The sequence below is a fragment of the Flagellimonas chongwuensis genome (assembly GCF_013376415.1).
In the GTDB taxonomy this organism is placed as follows: domain Bacteria; phylum Bacteroidota; class Bacteroidia; order Flavobacteriales; family Flavobacteriaceae; genus Flagellimonas; species Flagellimonas chongwuensis.
The window spans coordinates 132236-149647 of sequence record NZ_WYET01000002.1 but is presented as its reverse complement, the minus strand read 5'-3'; the positions used below and the strand labels follow the sequence as shown (position 1 = coordinate 149647).

General features: G+C 41.8%; 19 protein-coding genes. 7 read left to right on the top strand and 12 right to left on the bottom strand.

The window, feature by feature from the left end; genetic code table 11:
* Positions 1-27 precede the first annotated feature (27 nt).
* The 3 genes from GUA46_RS05590 to gcvP form a co-directional block, all read right to left on the bottom strand.
* Positions 28-555, bottom strand: a complete 528-nt coding sequence (locus GUA46_RS05590; RefSeq protein ID WP_176619652.1) for a class I SAM-dependent methyltransferase — start codon at positions 553-555, stop codon at positions 28-30.
* An 85-nt stretch (positions 556-640) separates the two neighbouring features.
* Positions 641-1699 (bottom strand): 3-oxoacyl-ACP synthase III family protein, encoded by a 1059-nt coding sequence (locus tag GUA46_RS05585; protein WP_176619651.1) that lies wholly within the window; start codon positions 1697-1699, stop codon positions 641-643.
* A 168-nt stretch (positions 1700-1867) separates the two neighbouring features.
* The gene (gene gcvP / locus GUA46_RS05580) at positions 1868-4720 is read right to left on the bottom strand and encodes an aminomethyl-transferring glycine dehydrogenase (protein ID WP_176619686.1); all 2853 of its coding nucleotides are present in this window, start codon (positions 4718-4720) and stop codon (positions 1868-1870) included.
* A gap of 126 nt (positions 4721-4846) precedes the next feature.
* Between gcvP and GUA46_RS05575 the strand changes: the two genes are divergently transcribed.
* A complete protein-coding gene (locus GUA46_RS05575) occupies positions 4847-5671 on the top strand; it encodes a UbiA prenyltransferase family protein (protein WP_176619650.1) in 825 nt (274 codons plus the stop codon).
* Here the strand turns inward: GUA46_RS05575 and GUA46_RS05570 are convergent.
* The 6 genes from GUA46_RS05570 to GUA46_RS05545 form a co-directional block, all read right to left on the bottom strand.
* Positions 5668-5898, bottom strand: a complete 231-nt coding sequence (locus GUA46_RS05570) for a hypothetical protein (RefSeq protein WP_176619649.1) — start codon at positions 5896-5898, stop codon at positions 5668-5670. The two genes, GUA46_RS05575 and GUA46_RS05570, sit on opposite strands and share 4 nt — an antisense overlap.
* Before the next feature lie 2 nt (positions 5899-5900).
* Positions 5901-6455 carry a sigma-70 family RNA polymerase sigma factor gene (locus GUA46_RS05565; RefSeq protein WP_176619648.1) on the bottom strand — a complete coding sequence of 185 codons (555 nt, stop codon included), beginning with the start codon at positions 6453-6455 and terminating at the stop codon, positions 5901-5903.
* A gap of 133 nt (positions 6456-6588) precedes the next feature.
* Entirely contained in the window at positions 6589-8616 is a 2028-nt protein-coding gene (locus GUA46_RS05560) for a M3 family metallopeptidase (RefSeq protein ID WP_176619647.1), read from the bottom strand.
* 11 nt (positions 8617-8627) lie between these two features.
* Positions 8628-9014, bottom strand: coding sequence for a hypothetical protein (locus tag GUA46_RS05555; protein ID WP_176619646.1), 387 nt, complete (start codon positions 9012-9014; stop codon positions 8628-8630).
* Positions 9015-9030: 16 nt separating this feature from the next.
* Complete coding sequence (gene purE / locus GUA46_RS05550) at positions 9031-9522, bottom strand: 5-(carboxyamino)imidazole ribonucleotide mutase (protein WP_176619645.1); 492 nt, start codon at positions 9520-9522, stop codon at positions 9031-9033.
* Between the two features lie 3 nt (positions 9523-9525).
* Positions 9526-10680: a 5-(carboxyamino)imidazole ribonucleotide synthase gene (locus GUA46_RS05545; protein ID WP_176619644.1), complete on the bottom strand. Its 1155-nt coding sequence runs from the start codon at positions 10678-10680 to the stop codon at positions 9526-9528.
* A gap of 117 nt (positions 10681-10797) precedes the next feature.
* Here GUA46_RS05545 and GUA46_RS05540 point away from each other — a divergent pair, with 117 nt between their 5' ends.
* From GUA46_RS05540 to GUA46_RS05515, 6 genes are all read left to right on the top strand, one after another.
* Complete coding sequence (locus GUA46_RS05540; RefSeq protein ID WP_176619685.1) at positions 10798-11904, top strand: adenylate kinase; 1107 nt, start codon at positions 10798-10800, stop codon at positions 11902-11904.
* A gap of 33 nt (positions 11905-11937) precedes the next feature.
* Positions 11938-12939 (top strand): GTPase ObgE, encoded by a 1002-nt coding sequence (gene obgE, locus GUA46_RS05535; RefSeq protein WP_176619643.1) that lies wholly within the window; start codon positions 11938-11940, stop codon positions 12937-12939.
* A gap of 63 nt (positions 12940-13002) precedes the next feature.
* Positions 13003-13527 carry a DUF4136 domain-containing protein gene (locus GUA46_RS05530; RefSeq protein WP_176619642.1) on the top strand — a complete coding sequence of 175 codons (525 nt, stop codon included), beginning with the start codon at positions 13003-13005 and terminating at the stop codon, positions 13525-13527.
* A 234-nt stretch (positions 13528-13761) separates the two neighbouring features.
* Positions 13762-13971 carry a hypothetical protein gene (locus tag GUA46_RS05525; protein WP_176619641.1) on the top strand — a complete coding sequence of 70 codons (210 nt, stop codon included), beginning with the start codon at positions 13762-13764 and terminating at the stop codon, positions 13969-13971.
* 55 nt (positions 13972-14026) lie between these two features.
* Positions 14027-15085, top strand: a complete 1059-nt coding sequence (locus tag GUA46_RS05520; RefSeq protein WP_176619640.1) for a sensor histidine kinase — start codon at positions 14027-14029, stop codon at positions 15083-15085.
* On the top strand, positions 15082-15807 hold the full coding sequence (locus tag GUA46_RS05515) for a LytR/AlgR family response regulator transcription factor (RefSeq protein ID WP_176619639.1): 726 nt from the start codon (positions 15082-15084) through the stop codon (positions 15805-15807). Before GUA46_RS05520 ends, GUA46_RS05515 begins: the two co-directional genes overlap by 4 nt.
* Before the next feature lie 31 nt (positions 15808-15838).
* Here the strand turns inward: GUA46_RS05515 and GUA46_RS05510 are convergent, their stop codons facing one another.
* The 3 genes from GUA46_RS05510 to GUA46_RS05500 form a co-directional block, all read right to left on the bottom strand.
* Positions 15839-16216, bottom strand: a complete 378-nt coding sequence (locus tag GUA46_RS05510; protein WP_176619638.1) for a DoxX family membrane protein — start codon at positions 16214-16216, stop codon at positions 15839-15841.
* Positions 16217-16310: 94 nt separating this feature from the next.
* Positions 16311-17096: an SDR family oxidoreductase gene (locus GUA46_RS05505; protein ID WP_176619637.1), complete on the bottom strand. Its 786-nt coding sequence runs from the start codon at positions 17094-17096 to the stop codon at positions 16311-16313.
* A gap of 3 nt (positions 17097-17099) precedes the next feature.
* On the bottom strand, positions 17100-17411 hold the full coding sequence (locus GUA46_RS05500; RefSeq protein WP_176619636.1) for a cupin domain-containing protein: 312 nt from the start codon (positions 17409-17411) through the stop codon (positions 17100-17102).
* Between the last annotated feature and the right edge of the window lies 1 nt (position 17412).

Here is a 17412-nt window from a genome sequence, read left to right as displayed (position 1 = left end):
TCCAAAAATCTCGGGACTTCTCCCAAATTAGTTTTTTGTTCTTTCTGCATATACGATATAGTACCGATTTGTAAAATATCGGAGAATGGGACGAAGACCTATTTTTTTAGTGGGGTTGGTCCATTTAGCGGAATCTTTAATGGTCCACCCTGCTTTTTCCAAAAGCCAATCAAATTGCCAATCCTCAAACTCGTGATAGTGCCGGTCCCATGGGTCGGTCTTGCTACGGTAAGCGGGCGAGAACCACAGCCGCATCGGAATGCTAGCAACTAATTTCGTTGCTTTGATCTCTTTTAAAACATTCAGTGGTGCCACCAAATGCTCAAAAATCTCAAAAGCGGTCACCACATCGGCATCCGATTGTCCCACATGTTTAAAATCCACGTCCAAATCTTCTCCGGTTGTATTTGTCACCGAATATCCATTGGACTTCATAATTTCAGAAAAGGGATTTTCCACCCCAAGATCCAAAATGGATTCAGAAGGGGAGATATGTTTATTCAAAAACGCCAAAGTATGCTTATAGCGCTTGTTGGGAAAGTTGTTTTCGTACATGCCCTAAAATTCCAAAAAACAATTCACAAATCCCAAATAAGTTTTGAGTTTGGTTGTCAATAGTGGGTTGTGGATGTTTTTTAAACTAGCATTTATATACAATGGCATTGATGTTCATTCCGGCCCCGACACTGGCAAAAATAACAACATCGCCAGGGTTGACCTGATGTTCAGGAAGTTTTCCTTTCAGAACCATATCGTAAAGTGTGGGCACCGTAGCAACGGAACTGTTTCCGAGGTCATGGATGCTCATGGGCATTACATGTTCGGGTACGGTTTTTCCATAGATTTTGTAGAATCTTTTGATGATGGCCTCGTCCATTTTTTCGTTGGCTTGATGAATAAAAATCTTTTTAACGTCATCAATGTCAATTCCACTATCATCAAGGCAAGAAGCCATGGCCTTAGGTACGTTAATGCAAGCAAATTCGTAAATTTTTCGCCCTTGCATTTTAATATAGCGCTTATCCTTGGGTTCTAAAGGACTATTGGATTTATCAAAATAAAGATAGTAAGCCTCTTCATTGGCGTACGTTTCCGATGCATGTGATAATATTTCTCCATGTGTAGTATTGCCTTCAAGTATTGCGGCACCGGCACCATCGGAAAAAATCATGCTGTCACGGTCGTGCGGGTCCACCACCCTGGATAATGTTTCGGCCCCTATGACCAAGCATTTTTTGGCTATTCCACTTTTGATAAATGCGGTCGCTTGAATCATACCCTCAATCCAACCCGGACAACCAAAAATTAAATCGTAGGCTACACATTTGGGGTTCTGGATGCGTAGCAAATGCTTAACCCTGGTCGCTAAGCTAGGTAGTGTATCGCCTTGCATTTTACCAGGAGTAAGGTCACCAAAATTATGGGCGAAGATTATGTAATCGAGTTCTTCTTTATCTACTTTGGCAGAGGCAATAGCTTCTTCTGCCGCTAAAAAACCAATGTCCGATGTCTTCAGGTCCGGTTCGGCATACCTTCGATTGGCAATGCCCGTTATGGCCTCAAATTTTTCAATGATAACATTATTTTCCTGTCCAAAGGACGATCCATCGGTTTCCATAAACTGATGGTTCAAAAAATCTTCGTTTTTGGTAATTATGGAAGGGATATGGCTTCCGGTACCTGTGATGCCAATTTTCATGTTATGCGGAGGTTTTATTCAATACAAGTTAAGATATCGAACCATTAATATTATGCATGCATAATAAATTTTACAATATCCAAAAAGATAACCATCAAATGGCAGAAGACAAAAAAGCCTTGATTTAATTTTAGAATCAAGGCTTTTTATCAATGTTTATAATGGTTTTTAGGCTTCTATGTAATCTTCGATAGGTGCACAGGTGCACATTAAATTACGATCCCCAAACGCTTCATCGGTTCTTCGTATGCTTGGCCAAAATTTGTTTTCGGCTATATAGGGTAATGGGAAGGCTGCTTTTTCCCTGCTATATGGGTGCTCCCAAGAATCGCTGGTAACCATGGCCAATGTATGCGGCGCATTTTTCAGGACATTGTCCGTATCATCTGCGGAAGCCTCATCAATTTCCGTTCTAATGGACAATAATGCGTTGCAGAAGCGGTCCAGTTCGGCACGGCTTTCACTTTCCGTTGGCTCTATCATTAAAGTTCCAGCTACTGGGAATGATACCGTTGGTGCGTGGAAACCATAATCAATCAAACGCTTGGCAATATCGGTAACTTCAATGCCATTTGCTTTAAACGGTCTGCAATCAATGATCATTTCGTGAGCGGCACGGCCTCTTTCACCAGTATATAGTACATCGAATTTTCCTTTTAGTCGGTCTTTGATGTAATTTGCGTTCAAAATAGCCGCTTTGGTGGCGTTCGTCAGTCCTTCTGAACCTAACATTTTGATGTATCCGTATGAAATCAAACACACCAAAGAGCTTCCCCAAGGAGCGGATGAAATGGCCGTGATGGCATTTTCTCCCCCCGTAGGAATTACTGGATTGGTCGGTAAAAACGGTTTCAACTGCTCGGCAACACAAATAGGTCCAACACCTGGTCCTCCACCACCGTGCGGGATGGCAAAGGTCTTGTGAAGGTTCAAGTGACAAACATCGGCACCAATGGTAGCGGGATTGGTCAATCCGACCTGTGCATTCATATTGGCACCATCCATGTATACTTGTCCGCCGTTATCGTGGATAAGTTTGGTAATCTCTTTAATGGACGATTCAAAAACGCCATGGGTAGAAGGGTAGGTAACCATCAATGCGGAAAGATTTTCGGCATGCTGGTTCACTTTTTCTTCCAAATCGTTCAAATCGATATTTCCTTTTTCATCGGTCTTGGTCACAACGACCTTCATGCCCGCCATTACAGCCGAAGCAGGATTGGTCCCGTGCGCTGAAGCAGGAATCAAACATATGTTGCGGTGTCCCTCACCCCTGGATTCATGGTAAGCACGGATGACCATAAGACCCGCATATTCACCTTGCGCACCAGAGTTGGGTTGAAGGGAGGTGGCAGAAAACCCGGTAATTACATTTAATTGTTCTTCTAGCGATTTTAGGACAGTTTGGTAACCTTCCGCTTGATCTAAAGGTACAAATGGGTGAATGTTGCCCCATTCTCCCCAGCTCAATGGCAACATTTCCGATGCGGCATTCAGTTTCATGGTGCAGCTTCCCAAAGAGATCATAGACTGGTTTAATGCCAAATCCTTGCGCTCCAATTTTTTGATGTAACGCATCAACTCGGTCTCCGAATGATAGGAGTTGAAGACTTCGTGCTCCATAAAAGGAGCCTGTCTTTGTAGGTTGGTTGGAATAGCTTCGCCCAACTGAACATCACTCAAAGATTTTTCACCCAACTCATGTGATTCCAAGAAGCAGGAAATCAAAGTGTCCACATCAGTATTGGAAACAGCTTCATTCAAAGAGATGGAAACTTTGGTCTCATCAATGTAGTGAAGGTTGATACCTTTACTTTCTGCAACTTCTTTAAGTTTGCTGCTGTCTTTCACCTTTACCTCAACAGTATCAAAATAAGCACTGTTCGTTTGCTCAAAACCATGAGCTTCCAAAGCGCCGACCAGCTTTTTGGTGTTGTTGTGAACTTTGTTGGCGATATATTTTAAACCTTCGGGACCATGATAAACGGCGTACATGCCCGCCATAACGGCCAATAATACTTGCGCGGTGCAAATATTTGAGGTCGCTTTGTCCCGTTTTATATGCTGCTCCCTAGTTTGCAATGCCATACGTAGAGCAGGGTTACCATCGGTATCCTTCGTGATGCCGATGATACGTCCTGGAATACTTCTTTTATACTCTTCTTTGGTAGCGAAGAAAGCGGCATGTGGCCCCCCATACCCCAGTGGGATACCGAAACGTTGGGTGGTGCCCACAACGGCATCCACGCCCCATTCACCCGGAGGCGTCAATAGTACCAAGCTCAAAATATCGGCAGCGACCGCTACCTTAATTTCATTTTCCTTGGCTTTTTCCACAAAAGAGCCATAGTCGTTAACTTGACCATGCTTGCCCGGGTATTGTAACAACGCACCATAGAATTCTTCTGAAAAATCAAAAGTCTCGTGGTCGCCGATTACAAGTTCTATACCCAAAGGAATAGCTCTTGTTTCCAACAAGCTCAGTGTTTGAGGCAATATTTCTTCAGATACAAAGAATTTTACTGCACCGCTTTTTTTCTGTTGACGGCTACGGAGTTCGAACAACATGTTCATGGCTTCGGATGCCGCCGTGCTCTCATCTAATAGCGATGCATTGGCAATTTCCATTCCGGTAAGGTCCGAGACCATGGTCTGGAAATTTAAAAGCGCCTCCAATCTACCTTGGGCAATCTCTGCCTGGTAGGGTGTGTAAGCGGTATACCATCCCGGATTTTCCAGAATATTTCTTTTGATTACAGATGGAGTTAGCGATTCATGGTATCCCAATCCAATATAGGTCTTAAAAACCTTGTTTTTCTTGGCCAGTTCGTTCAGATGGCTCAGGAACTCATGTTCGCTGATACCTTCTGGCAGGTCCAATGGTTTTTTAAGTTTGATATCGTCGGGGATGGTCTCATAAATGAGCTGTTCCATACTTTCCACCCCAATGGTTTCGAGCATGTGGGGCAAGTCTCTTTCTGTGATGCCAATGTGTCTGGCGGCAAAAACCTCTGTGTTCATGTTCAATCCAATAAAGTGCACAAAATTAGGGATTAATTCAATCAAAATAGCCAATTTTGAAGGTCTCTAGGGTAAAGTTGTTAACCACCAATTAACCTTAGTGACAAGGCCTAATTTTTTATCTGAATGCGAACCCTAAAAGCCATATTTGATTTTTACCTGGACGCCAGTATTCATGTGGCGATTGCGGTCATTTCTATGGCGGGCGTCACCTTCCATTTGTTGGGAAGCTCATCGGATATCAATCTAATGGCCTTCATTTTTTTTAGTGTTATCGTTTGCTACAACTTTATTAAATATGGGGTAGAGGCATATAAGTATCTCATCGTATCGAATGCCTATCACAAAGTGATTCAAATGTTCAGCTTTGTTTGCTTTGTTTTTGCCATTTATTTTTTGCTGCAACTGAATAGGGATATTTGGATAGCGACTGCTATTTTGGGAGTGTTGTCCGCGCTGTATGCCCTGCCTTTGTTGCCCAGCGCCAAAAACTTGAGGAATTTGGCAGGGTTAAAAATTTATATCGTAGCCTTTGTCTGGGCAGGTTTTTCGGTCTTATTGCCCGTTTTGGATGCAAAAATGACCTTGGACTGGGATTTTGCCGTGACCTTTATCCAAAGGATGCTATTGGTTTTGGTGTTGATTTTACCTTTTGAAATCAGGGATTTACAGTGGGACGATAAAAGTTTACGGACATTGCCGCAGGTTTTGGGTATAAAAAACACCACCCGATTGGGAATAGGGCTTGTTTTGATTTTTTTCTTGATGACGTTTTTGAAGGACGAGATTCATCAAAATGAAATCGTATTACGGCTCATTTTGTCCGCAGCACTTATTTTAGTGCTGGTTTCAAAAAAGCGAATGCAATCCAAATATTTTGTGATGTTCTGGGTGGAGGCGATACCGATTTTTTGGTTTTGTCTATTCTGGTGGACCGAGAATTATTTTTAGAGTTTCTCTTCCAATTCCCTCTTCATTTTCTTTTTGTCGTCTTCCGAGAGCATGGTCAGTCCGGCTCGGTCGCACAATGAGGTCAACTCGCCGTTCTTTTTGGAATAGCCACGACAAACCTTGCAATAAAGAAGGTGGAAGCGAAGTTTTACAATGTCCCAAAAACTAGCTTCTTTGTACTGGGATTTGTCACAAATACATGATGCCTCTTTACATGAAATCTTCATACCTAAAACCAATTTTCGTTTAAACAACCCATAAGCGATGTCCTTGCCCTATGGATCATTACCCAAAGGTTGGACGGATTTATGTCCAGTTCATTACAAATATCCTCGGTACTCATGCCTTGAATAGTCTTTAATTTAAAAGCCAAGGCCTGTTTTTGTGGCAATTTGTTGATACAATCTTGAATAGCTGAACCCAATTCTTCATTTTCCAAAATATTGTCGCCATCCTTGCTAAAGGGGTCTGCAACTTGTTGTTCCAGCCAATCGCCTTCTGCTTCGGAATCGGAACTGTAATTGATGCGTACCTCTGCCTTTCCTTTTTTGGAATTGATTTTTCGATAATGATCTATAACCTTTCTCTTGAGTATGGATACCAACCATGTTCTTTCGGCAGCGTCGCCTTTAAAATTCTTGGCGGAATTTAAACCTGCGAAAAAAGTTTCCTGTACCAAATCTTTGGCAATTTCGGCATCGCTTACACGCGATACTGCATAATTGAACAGGTAGTCCGCATACAGGTCGACCCAAGTGTCCGGTTGAAGTTTGTGATTGGCCATATTCTTATCGAATTACCAAATGTAATAGTTTTTGGACATATATTTCCAAGGTTAAAAACGAGTTAGACGCGTCCTCGATAGCATACTAACAGGGAGCATTTGCTATTAACTGTTTTTTAGTATTCAATCAATTTTAATTATTGGTCTCCAAAAGCCCAGCACGTTCCAACAATGCGTTGACATTTGGTACGGCTCCACGGAACTTTTTATAAAGTTCCATAGGGTTTTCCGTTCCTCCTTTTGATAGGACATTTTCCTTGAATTTATCAGCAACTGTTTTGCTAAAAATTCCATTTTCCTTAAAGTAGGCGAAGGCGTCCGCATCTAGAACTTCTGCCCATTTGTAGCTATAGTAGCCAGATGAATATCCGCCTTGAAAAATGTGTGAGAATGATGTGCTCATACATGTTTCCGCTGTTTCTGGGAACAAATTTGTACTTTCAAAAGCATGCTCTTCGTAGTCTTTTACATTTTCAATGCTTGATGGGTCTGTACCATGCCACGCCATGTCCAATAAACCAAAACTTAATTGGCGAACCGTGGCCATACCCTCTTGAAAAGTAGCGGATTCCTTGATTTTTTCCACTAACTCCATCGGAATCAACTCACCTGTCTCGTAATGATGGGCAAAAAGTTCCAAAGCCTCTTTTTCGTAACACCAATTTTCCATCACTTGGCTGGGCAGTTCCACAAAATCCCAATACACCGAAGTACCTGATAGGCTAGGGTAGGTGGTGTTAGCTAGCATGCCGTGAAGTCCGTGACCAAATTCATGGAAAAGTGTTGTAACCTCATTAAAGGTGAGCAGTGAGGGCTTTGAACTCGTAGGTTTTGTAAAATTACAGACGTTGGAAATATGTGGTCTGCTGTTTTCACCGTTTAACATATACTGTGGTTTGTATGAGGTCATCCAGGCACCTCCACGTTTTCCCGCCCTAGGGTGGAAATCGGCATAGAACAACGAGATAAAATTATCGTTCTCATATACCTCGAAGGTTTTAACCTCTGGATGATATTTGTCCACGTTGTCCACTTCTTTAAAAGTAAGACCAAAGAGTTTTTCTGCAACTTTAAAAACCCCATTGATCACATTTTCCAGTTTAAAGTAGGGTTTCAATTTTTCATCGTCCAAATTGAAGAGTTTCTGTTTCAACTTTTCGGAATAGTACGCACTGTCCCACTTTTCCAGACGGTCGATGTTGTCCAATTCCTTGGCGTAGGCCTCTAACTCGGTAAATTCTCTTTCAGCAGCAGGTTTGGCCTTTTCCAAAAGTTCGTTCAAAAAGTCTTTTACTTTTTCGGGAGTTTCTGCCATTCGCTCTTCCAGAACAAAATCGGCATGGGTGCTATATCCCAAAAGATTGGCTCTTTCGTGTCGCAAGTTAACGATGCGCTTTACGTTTTCTTGGTTGTCCAGCTCATCATTGTGGAAACCTTTGCTGCCAAAAGCCATGGAAAGTTCCTTGCGCAATTCGCGGTTCTTGGCATATTTCATAAAAGGGATATAGCTCGGATAATCCAAAGTAATCAGCCAGCCTTCCTTGTCCTTGGATTCCGCCAATTGCGCTGCGGCTTCCTTGGTTCCTTCGGGCAATCCGTTCACATCTTTTTCATCCGTCAGTAGCATTTCATACTTATTGGTCTCGGCCAATACATTTTCACCAAAGGTGAGTTTCAACTTGGAGAGTTCGGCATCAATTTCCCGAAGACGTTTTTTGTTCTCCTCCTTCAAATTGGCTCCGTTTCTACTGAAATTCTTGTATTTTTTTTCGAGAAGTGTCAGTTGTTCAGTGGTCAAATCCAGAGAGTCACGTTGCCCATAAACGGTCTTTACCCTTGCAAAAAGACCCTCGTTCAAGGTAATGTCGTTACTGAATTCGGACAATATGGGCGATACCTCTTGGGCGATTTTCTGAATCTCTTCGTTGGTCTCCGCCGAATTCAAATTGAAAAAGATACTTGAAATACGGTCCAATTGCTTCCCGGAAAAATCCAGGGCCTCCAACGTATTTTCGAACGTCGGGGGTTCTGGGTTGTTCACAATATCATCGATTTCCTTTTTCGTGTCCTCGATGGCCTGAAGAAAAGCAGGCTTAAAATGTTCGTTCTTTATTTTAGAAAATGGAGCTTCATTAAATGGCTCCAACAATGGATTGCTCATAGTTGTTACTTCTATTCTTTGTTTTTTAAACGTATCACGGACCAGTCACTCAACAAAAAGGCAAAACCGATAATGGATGAAATCACGGCCATGGTCAAAGGGGCGTACCCTCTGATAGTTGAACCATAGGTTTTTCTGTTCATGGCTGCTATGGCCTCCTCGGAATATTCGTTGAGATCCACAAAACCGTTTCCGTTCAAATCATATTTACTGGCATAATCCGAAATGAACTGCCAACGTATTTCAATGAAAATTAAAAGGACGGCATATAGGGCAAACACCAAAAGACCACTTTTCCATAAGCCTTTCAGGTATGGATTGCCCACTTTTTGCAGGGTAAAGCCAAAAAATGCAATGGCGCAAATCCCCAGCAATATGCCAATTTGATTATAGTTCATAACCAAAGATGATTTTCTAAAAAGTCTTTTTTACCTCCTCAGCACCTTTGATGACTTTTTCCTTTAACCCTTCTTTATAGGAAATGATGTTGTTCATGATCTCGCTGTTGGCACTTCCGATAATTTGTGCAGCAAGGATTCCAGCATTTTTGGCACCGTTCAAGGCTACTGTGGCCACAGGAACGCCCCCGGGCATCTGTAAAATGGATAGAACGGAATCCCAACCATCAATGGAATTGCTGCTTTTTACCGGCACCCCGATAACAGGCAGTGGAGATAAAGATGCCACCATACCCGGTAAATGCGCTGCACCACCTGCTCCTGCAATTATTGCGGAATAGCCATGGGTGTGTGCACTCTTGCTGAAACTGAACAGTTTTTCGGGTGTTCTGTGAGCAGAGACAATGTCAACATCTACCTCTATGCCCAATTCCTTTAAAATATCGATTGCGTCTTGCATAACGGGAAGGTCGCTTGTGCTTCCCATGATCACGGCTACTTTGCTCATATCTTATTTGCTTATCACTTTAATGGTTTCCTTTACCTGTTGTGCCACTTCTCTGGCTCGTGCCATGTTCTCGTCAACAATGGTTACATGTCCCATTTTACGAAAAGGTCGGGTTTGTTTTTTGCCATAAATATGTGGTGTAACCCCGTCCATTTCCAGTATTTTCTCAATATTTTCATAAACCACATCCCCTGTATGGCCTTCTGCACCTACCAAGTTAACCATAATTCCAGCTACTTTACTGTCGGTTTTTCCTAATGGCAAACCTAAAATGGCACGGATATGTTGTTCAAACTGGTTGGTGTAAGCCGCTTCAATGCTGTAGTGGCCACTGTTATGCGGTCTTGGTGCGGATTCGTTCACCAAAATTTGGTCGTCCTTGGTTTGGAACATTTCAACGGCCAGCAGTCCTACGTGCTTCATATGTTCCGAAACTTTTAAAGCTACTTCCTGTGCTTTTTTGGCTACTATATCATCTATCCGTGCGGGACAGATTACGTATTCCACCTGATTCGCTTCGGGATGAAACTCCATTTCCACCACGGGATATGTTTTTACCTCACCTTTCGAGTTTCGAGCAACCACGACTGCCAATTCATTTTTAAAATCAATCATTTTTTCGGCAATGCACTCCACATTGGGAAGCTCTTTTAGGTCTTCCATCTTTCGGACGACTTTTACCCCTTGGCCGTCATACCCAAATTGGGCGCTCTTCCAAACAAATGGTAAGGAAAGTCCGCCGTTGTTTATGCTGTCCTCGATTTCCGATGTATAGGCAAAGCGGGTAAAAGGAGCTGTTGGGATGCCGTGGTCGGTATAAAACAATTTTTGAACGGCCTTGTTCTGTATCGTCCTTAAGGTTTTGGTCGGCGGATACACTGTTTTTCCTTCATGCTCCAATTTCTCGAGCGCATCAACATTTACGTTTTCAATTTCGATGGTGAGTACATCGACGTCCTTTCCAAAAGCATAAACTGCATCAAAATCCATCAAACTGCCCTGAACAAACTCGTTGCAGGCAATTTTGCAAGGAGCTTCCGGAGAAGCATCCATTACCTTGGTCTGAATATCCCATTTTCTGGTTTCGTAGAGCATCATTTTGCCCAGTTGTCCACCACCTAAAATTCCCAATTTAAAGTCTGAAGAGAAAAATTGCATTGATTTGTAAATTGAATGTGGGCAAAAATACATGAAATCCACGAGGGTATAAAAGATGTAAGGTTTTAGCAGCTTTAAAAATAGTATCTTTGCCAACCTGACCATAACTTGAACACATTGATTAAACTCCACGATAAAGTTTTTAAGCCCTATTTAAAGGAAGAGCAAATCCTTTCGGCCATTGATAAAATGGCAAAGGAGATTGCAGCTGATTACAAGGATGAAACACCACTTTTTGTTGGTGTGCTCAATGGAGCTTTTATGTTCGTGGCCGATTTTTTGAAGGCCTACCAGCATCCTTGTGAGGTGTCTTTTGTACGGTTGAGTTCTTATCAAGGATTAACCTCGACAGGCATTGTGGAAACACTGTTGGACGTTCCCGAAGAATTGGAGGGCAAGAGTGTAATTATTTTGGAAGATGTGGTGGATACGGGAAGAACCTTGAAAGAATTGGTTCACCTGTTTTCCAATACCAATGTAAAGGAGTTTAAAATCGGCACGCTGTTTTATAAGTCCGACATTTATAACGGTGAATATGCCATAGACTACGTGGGTCTTGAGATTCCAGACCATTTTATTGTAGGGTATGGACTTGATTATAACGAGCTGGGCCGAAATCTTAGAGAAGTTTACCAATTAAATCAAACAGATATGATCAACCTAGTGCTTTTTGGAAAGCCAGGAGCAGGGAAGGGGACCCAAGCAGGTTTCCTAAAGGAAAAGTATAATTTGAAACATATTTCCACCGGGGATGTTTTCCGGTACAATATTAAAAATGGAACCGAACTTGGCACTTTGGCCAAGTCCTACATAGATAAGGGCGATTTGGTTCCGGATGCCGTTACCATTGATATGTTGAAGGACGAAGTGGAGAAAAATCCAGACGCAGCAGGTTTTATTTTTGATGGTTTCCCACGCACCGCGGCTCAGGCAGAGGCATTGGACAACTTCTTGGAATCTAAGGATATGAAGGTGAATGCAACCATTGCTTTGGAAGCTGAGGATGATATTTTGGTGGAGCGACTTTTGGAGCGCGGAAAAAGTAGTGGCCGTTCCGATGATCAGGACGAGAGCAAAATCCGTAATCGTTTTGATGAATACAATGAAAAAACAGCTCCTTTGAAAGCCTATTACGAGAAGCAGGGAAAATTCCACTCGGTAAACGGGATAGGTAATATTGAGGAGATTACAGGTCGCTTGAGCAAGGTAATCGATTCCCTATAATTGATATCCGCAAAGACTTTTTTATATTAGAATATGACCGAAGGAAATTTTGTCGATTATGTAAAGGTGCACATCTCTTCCGGAAACGGAGGCAAGGGGTCTGCGCATTTACGTCGTGAAAAATATGTGGCCAAAGGTGGGCCAGATGGTGGTGATGGTGGTCGAGGAGGTCATGTTATTGTCAAAGGGAACAAAAACCTGTGGACACTTGTCCATTTTAAATTCAAAAAGCACTTTAAGGCCGGCCACGGCGAACACGGAAGCAAAAGCCGAAGTACTGGTGCAGACGGGGAGGATGTGTATATGGAAGTGCCGTTGGGCACAGTAGTGCGGGACACCGAAACCAACGAGATACTTTTTGAGATTACCGAAGACGGGGAAGAGAAAATTGTACTCGAAGGTGGCATGGGCGGACTCGGGAACTGGCATTTTAAAAGTGCCACCAACCAAACTCCCAGATACGCGCAACCCGGAATTAAAGGGCAAGAGGGCCATTTGACCCTTGAGCTCAAAGTCTTGGCCGATGTAGGGTTGGTAGGTTTTCCCAATGCTGGGAAATCAACCTTGTTATCCGTAATGACCTCCGCAAAGCCCAAAATTGCCAATTACGAGTTTACTACACTAAAACCTAATTTGGGAATTGTGGAATATCGCGATTTCCAGAGTTTTGTGATGGCGGATATTCCAGGAATTATTGAAGGTGCAGCCGAGGGAAAGGGACTTGGGCATTATTTTCTGCGTCATATAGAACGAAACGCCACCCTATTGTTTTTGATACCTGCGGATAGCAAGGATATTAGCCAAGAGTACAACATTCTTTTGGATGAATTAAGAAGGTACAATCCCGAGTTGTTGGACAAAGGTCGTATAGTGGTCATTTCCAAATGCGATATGCTGGATCAAGAACTTATCGCGGAAATGGATGAAGACATGAAAGAAGATTTCAAGGATGTCCCGTACATGTTCATATCTTCCGTGAGCGGGTTGGGAGTTCAGCAGCTTAAGGATAGACTTTGGAAGCTTTTGAACGAATAACCGATAGCTATCTATCCTCTAATCAATATATTGATTAATTTTAGGAGAACCCAAATATCCAATATGCGTTATTTACTTTCCATAGTTTTGATTGTTTTGTTGGCATCCTGTAGCTCTGTCAAGGTAAACTATGATTACGATAAAACAGTAGATTTTTCCAGCTATTCTACCTATAACTATTATTCCGATATGCAATCTGGATTGAGTCAGTTGGATGAAAAAAGATTGCTCAATGCCTTGGATTCTACCTTGCAAGCTCGTGGCTATCGATTGGCCGAAGAACCTGAACTTTTCATCAACATTATGAGCAATGAATATAGGAGCGCTCCGAGCAACAACGTAGGAGTTGGACTTGGCGGCGGCGGCAGAAACGTTGGAGGTGGTATTTCTGTAGGATTACCATTGGGTGGCCCAAATATGCAGCGTAGTATCCAAATCGATTTGGTGGATGCACAACGGGATGCCCTTGTCTGGCAGGCAGTGGCCGAGAGCGGACTCCGGGAGAATGCATCGCCAAGTGTACGGGAGGATAAGCTACGTGCCGTGGTAAAAAAGGTATTCTCTAAATTCCCTCCGAAGGGAAAATAATATTGGTAATCAGTTGTTTACTGTATTTCGTTGTCAAAAAACACCGGATTTACCGTTCGGTTCGTCAAAATTACCACTTGTCATAAATCACTTCATCAGCAAATAATTGTCCGGTACTTTAGCTTCAGAAATAAATTCTAAAACCGAACAGTTATGATCGCACTAGCCAAATTAATTATTTCAATTTTAGTAAGTATTATTTTATAATCTGCTAACGTTGCAAAATCCATTAATATGAAAAAGCTTAAGACAAGTCAGAAAGTAGTTTTGGCCATGGGAATAATTGGCGTGTCCATAGGAATATTTGGAAAATATAAAACATGGGAGTATATGGAGTACTTTCCATTTTTCTATTCTGGGATGACCATGATGTGGGTTGCCTTTTTGCCACAGAAAAAGTCTTGCAGCAATCCATTTAAAAGAAAAGCCGAACAAAAATCGTAGTAGCACCAACACTGAATTGGTTTAATGTAAATTTGGGTAAACTTGGCTCAATGGAATGGAATTAAGTAGTAGAAAGAGAAATATTGCATTTTGGACCCTTCAATTATTGGGGTGGGGGTTTATCAATGCCATTGCAGCTTTGATTCCCCAAAATATAAGTTTGGAGATGACCGTTTTCTCTGTTGTCGTCGGAATTTTTATAGGTGTATTTTCTACTTCAATATTACGTTGGTACCTTAAGAGAAATGTTCATTTTGATTCCTTTGGTGGAAAAGAGGTTCTGAAAATTATTATATCCATATTACTGGCCTCCACGATTTTCGGACTTTTAAATGTCTTTTTCGGGTATATCTATATAAAATTTGGTCCTGAAATTACGGAGGCAGAAATGCAGATGTTCGAGGGTTATGACAAAGTCATGGTTCAAGTATTGAATTCGCTCTTTTTGGTGGGGGCATGGACCATAACGTATTTGGTCATCAAATTGCTTTTGAAGTTAAATCAGGATAGAATAGAAAGACTTGAGCTGAATACCACCCTAAAACAGGCCCAATTAAACACCCTAAAGGGACAAATCAATCCACATTTTATGTTCAATAGCCTAAACAATATTCGGGGTTTGATGCTGGAAGATGTGGAAAAATCAAGGGAAATGCTTACCAAGCTGTCCGAAATTATTCGCTATTCCCTTACCAAAAACAATATAAATGATATTCCGGTACGGGAGGAGTTGGAGGTAGTGGACAACTATATTGACCTTTCGAAAATTCAGTTCGAACATCGTTTGGAGTTTGTGAAACAAGTAGGTGCGGATACCTTCGACCTTAGAATTCCGCCTATGATCATTCAATTACTGATAGAAAATGCCACAAAGCATGGTATTTCCAATCTTAAAAATGGAGGAAGGATTCTCTTGGATATAACCAAGAAAGAAGATGATTTGATTATAGAGGTAAGGAATACAGGAAAACTCAACATTGCCAAAGATTCCACCAAATTGGGCTTGATAAACATAGAACAGCGCTTGAAGCTACTCTATGCTGGCAAGGCATCTTTTAAATTAGAGGAAAAATCCGATGAGGTAGTGGCTGAAATTAAAATACCATTGGCATGAAGATTAGGGCGGTAATAGTTGAAGATTCCAGATTGGCGAGGAACGAGCTCAAAGAACTCATTAAGCTACATGATGATTTGGAACTTGTTGGTGAAGCAAGCAATGTAGATGATGGTGTTGAATTAATTGAGTCCGAATCACCTGATTTGTTGTTTCTAGACATCAATATGCCGGAAAAGGATGGTTTTGACTTGTTGGAAATGTTGGATGAGGTGCCGATTACCATCTTTACTACGGCCTATGATGAATATGCCATAAAATCCTTTGAGTACAATGCATTGGATTATCTGCTAAAACCGGTCAGCAACAAACGTTTTGATATGGCCATTGAGAAAGTCCGTGCAAAAATGGTTGCCAAGCAAGTAGATAGTCCCGCTACCAAAAAGTTGACAGAGGGCAGTCAGATTTTCATAAAAGATGGAGAGGACTGTTGGTTGGTGAAAATAGGGGATATATCACTCTTCGAAATTGTCGGGAACTACACGAGGGTATTCTTCGAGGATAAAAAGCCCATGCTCTACAAATCGCTTAACCAAGTGGAAGAAAAGTTGCCCGAAGACTCATTTTTTAGGGCCAACCGTCAGCAAATCATTAATACCAACTATATTGAAAATGTAGTTCCATGGTTTAATGGAAAGCTTAAGCTTACCATGAAGAACGGAGAGGAAGTGGAGGTCTCCCGCAGGCAATCCTATATTTTCAAGGATAAAATGAGTTTATAAAAAGACCTCCAATTTAATTGGAGGTTTTTTGTTAAGGTCTTAAAATGTCCTTGTATCGGTCTTTATAGCCGACAAGCACAACAATGTTGAGAATCAGTAGTGCCAGGGCAGGGGCAATGGACTCCATCGCCATGGTTAGATGGAACAGGACAGCACATACCGATACACTCATCAATATGATTGCCATTAAAGCTCCATATTTGTTCAAAATGAAGGAAATGCCTGCCAACACCTCTACCAATCCAACTAATATTAAAGTTTTGGACATTGTCAACCCTGTAAAATAGGTCATCATACCTTCTGGCATTTCCTCTGGAGCGGGAAGAAAAGGGTAAAGTTTGTTGACACCAAAAATGATGACGAACAGTCCCAATAGGATACGGGCCACCATAAAAACTTTTGAATTCATAAGTGTAAATTTTATTGGTTACACATTAAAAGTATTCAAAAATTGAATATGCGATAATTTTTTGGTAAGATTTAATTTGTTGGGAGCCAGTTTTTTAAAGTGACTTCAACAAGCCTCCATCAATAGGGATATTGGTTCCTGTGATGAATGCAGATTGGTCCGAAGCCAAAAATGCAACCAAGTATCCATATTCTTTGGGATCTCCAATTCTTTTTACAGGAACTTGCTCTTCCATATTTGAGCGCACTTCATCAGATGAAATTCCTAACTTCTCAGCCTTTTTGGAATTTAATTGGGCAATGCGGTCCGTATCAAAGTAACCTGTTAGCGTGCTGTTTACTGTAATACCATCTTTTGCTACATCATAAGCCAAACTTTTGGCCCAAGTGACCACCGCAGCCCGAATAGTGTTCGAAAGAGCCAAATAGTTCAATGGTTCCTTTACCGAAATAGATGCTATATTAATGATGCGGCCCCAGCGGTTCGCCTGCATGTGTTTTAAAGCGAGTTCCGTAGTGTACACCACCGACTTAAAAAGAAGGTCAAAAGCATTTTGGTAATCTTCAACGTTTTTTTCCAATGCACCGCCGCCTTCGGGACCTTGGGTATTGTTTACCAAAATGTCTACAGTATTGGTTTTGAAGAACCCAGATATTTTTGTTTTATAGTTTTCAAAATTGGAAAAATCCACGGATAGATACTGGTGTTTTTGCCCATGCGAAGTGTCCAATTCACTAATGATATCTTTCATGCGTCCCCCGCTTCGGGCCATCAACGTAACGCTGGCACCACTTTCGGCCAATTGCCGAGCGATAGCTTCACCGATTCCTTTGCTGCTGCCGCCGACCAAGGCATTCTTTCCTTTTAGAGATATGTTCATAGCTTAACGGTATTCTTCTCTAACCGGACTAAAAATGTCCATTAATTTACAGGCCGTCACTGCCCTACCACTATGCGGGGCATTGGAAGGAATCACCACAATATCTCCAGCAGTGTAAGTGTCTTTCTCTCCGTTTAAAGTGAATTCAAAAGTACCATCCACTACATGCATAATTTGTTCATGGTCGTGCTGGTGCTCGGGCACTTCGGCATTTTGGTCTACATCCCAAAACACCCAGCTCATCCGTTCTCCGTGTACCAATTTACCATGGTAGCCGGGCATAATTTCTTTTGATTTTATTTCTGATAGATTCATA

Excerpts from the sequence above, each read along its gene's own strand:
- GUA46_RS05590 (WP_176619652.1), bottom strand. The coding sequence starts at position 555 with ATGTACGAAAACAACTTTCCCAACAAGCGCTATAAGCATACTTTGGCG.
- GUA46_RS05585 (WP_176619651.1), bottom strand. The coding sequence starts at position 1,699 with ATGAAAATTGGCATCACAGGTACCGGAAGCCATATCCCTTCCATAATT.
- gcvP (WP_176619686.1), bottom strand. The coding sequence starts at position 4,720 with ATGAACACAGAGGTTTTTGCCGCCAGACACATTGGCATCACAGAAAGA.
- GUA46_RS05575 (WP_176619650.1), top strand. The coding sequence starts at position 4,847 with ATGCGAACCCTAAAAGCCATATTTGATTTTTACCTGGACGCCAGTATT.
- GUA46_RS05570 (WP_176619649.1), bottom strand. The coding sequence starts at position 5,898 with ATGAAGATTTCATGTAAAGAGGCATCATGTATTTGTGACAAATCCCAG.
- GUA46_RS05565 (WP_176619648.1), bottom strand. The coding sequence starts at position 6,455 with ATGGCCAATCACAAACTTCAACCGGACACTTGGGTCGACCTGTATGCG.
- GUA46_RS05560 (WP_176619647.1), bottom strand. The coding sequence starts at position 8,616 with ATGAGCAATCCATTGTTGGAGCCATTTAATGAAGCTCCATTTTCTAAA.
- GUA46_RS05555 (WP_176619646.1), bottom strand. The coding sequence starts at position 9,014 with ATGAACTATAATCAAATTGGCATATTGCTGGGGATTTGCGCCATTGCA.
- purE (WP_176619645.1), bottom strand. The coding sequence starts at position 9,522 with ATGAGCAAAGTAGCCGTGATCATGGGAAGCACAAGCGACCTTCCCGTT.
- GUA46_RS05545 (WP_176619644.1), bottom strand. The coding sequence starts at position 10,680 with ATGCAATTTTTCTCTTCAGACTTTAAATTGGGAATTTTAGGTGGTGGA.
- obgE (WP_176619643.1), top strand. The coding sequence starts at position 11,938 with ATGACCGAAGGAAATTTTGTCGATTATGTAAAGGTGCACATCTCTTCC.
- GUA46_RS05530 (WP_176619642.1), top strand. The coding sequence starts at position 13,003 with ATGCGTTATTTACTTTCCATAGTTTTGATTGTTTTGTTGGCATCCTGT.
- GUA46_RS05525 (WP_176619641.1), top strand. The coding sequence starts at position 13,762 with ATGAAAAAGCTTAAGACAAGTCAGAAAGTAGTTTTGGCCATGGGAATA.
- GUA46_RS05520 (WP_176619640.1), top strand. The coding sequence starts at position 14,027 with ATGGAATTAAGTAGTAGAAAGAGAAATATTGCATTTTGGACCCTTCAA.
- GUA46_RS05515 (WP_176619639.1), top strand. The coding sequence starts at position 15,082 with ATGAAGATTAGGGCGGTAATAGTTGAAGATTCCAGATTGGCGAGGAAC.
- GUA46_RS05510 (WP_176619638.1), bottom strand. The coding sequence starts at position 16,216 with ATGAATTCAAAAGTTTTTATGGTGGCCCGTATCCTATTGGGACTGTTC.
- GUA46_RS05505 (WP_176619637.1), bottom strand. The coding sequence starts at position 17,096 with ATGAACATATCTCTAAAAGGAAAGAATGCCTTGGTCGGCGGCAGCAGC.
- GUA46_RS05500 (WP_176619636.1), bottom strand. The coding sequence starts at position 17,411 with ATGAATCTATCAGAAATAAAATCAAAAGAAATTATGCCCGGCTACCAT.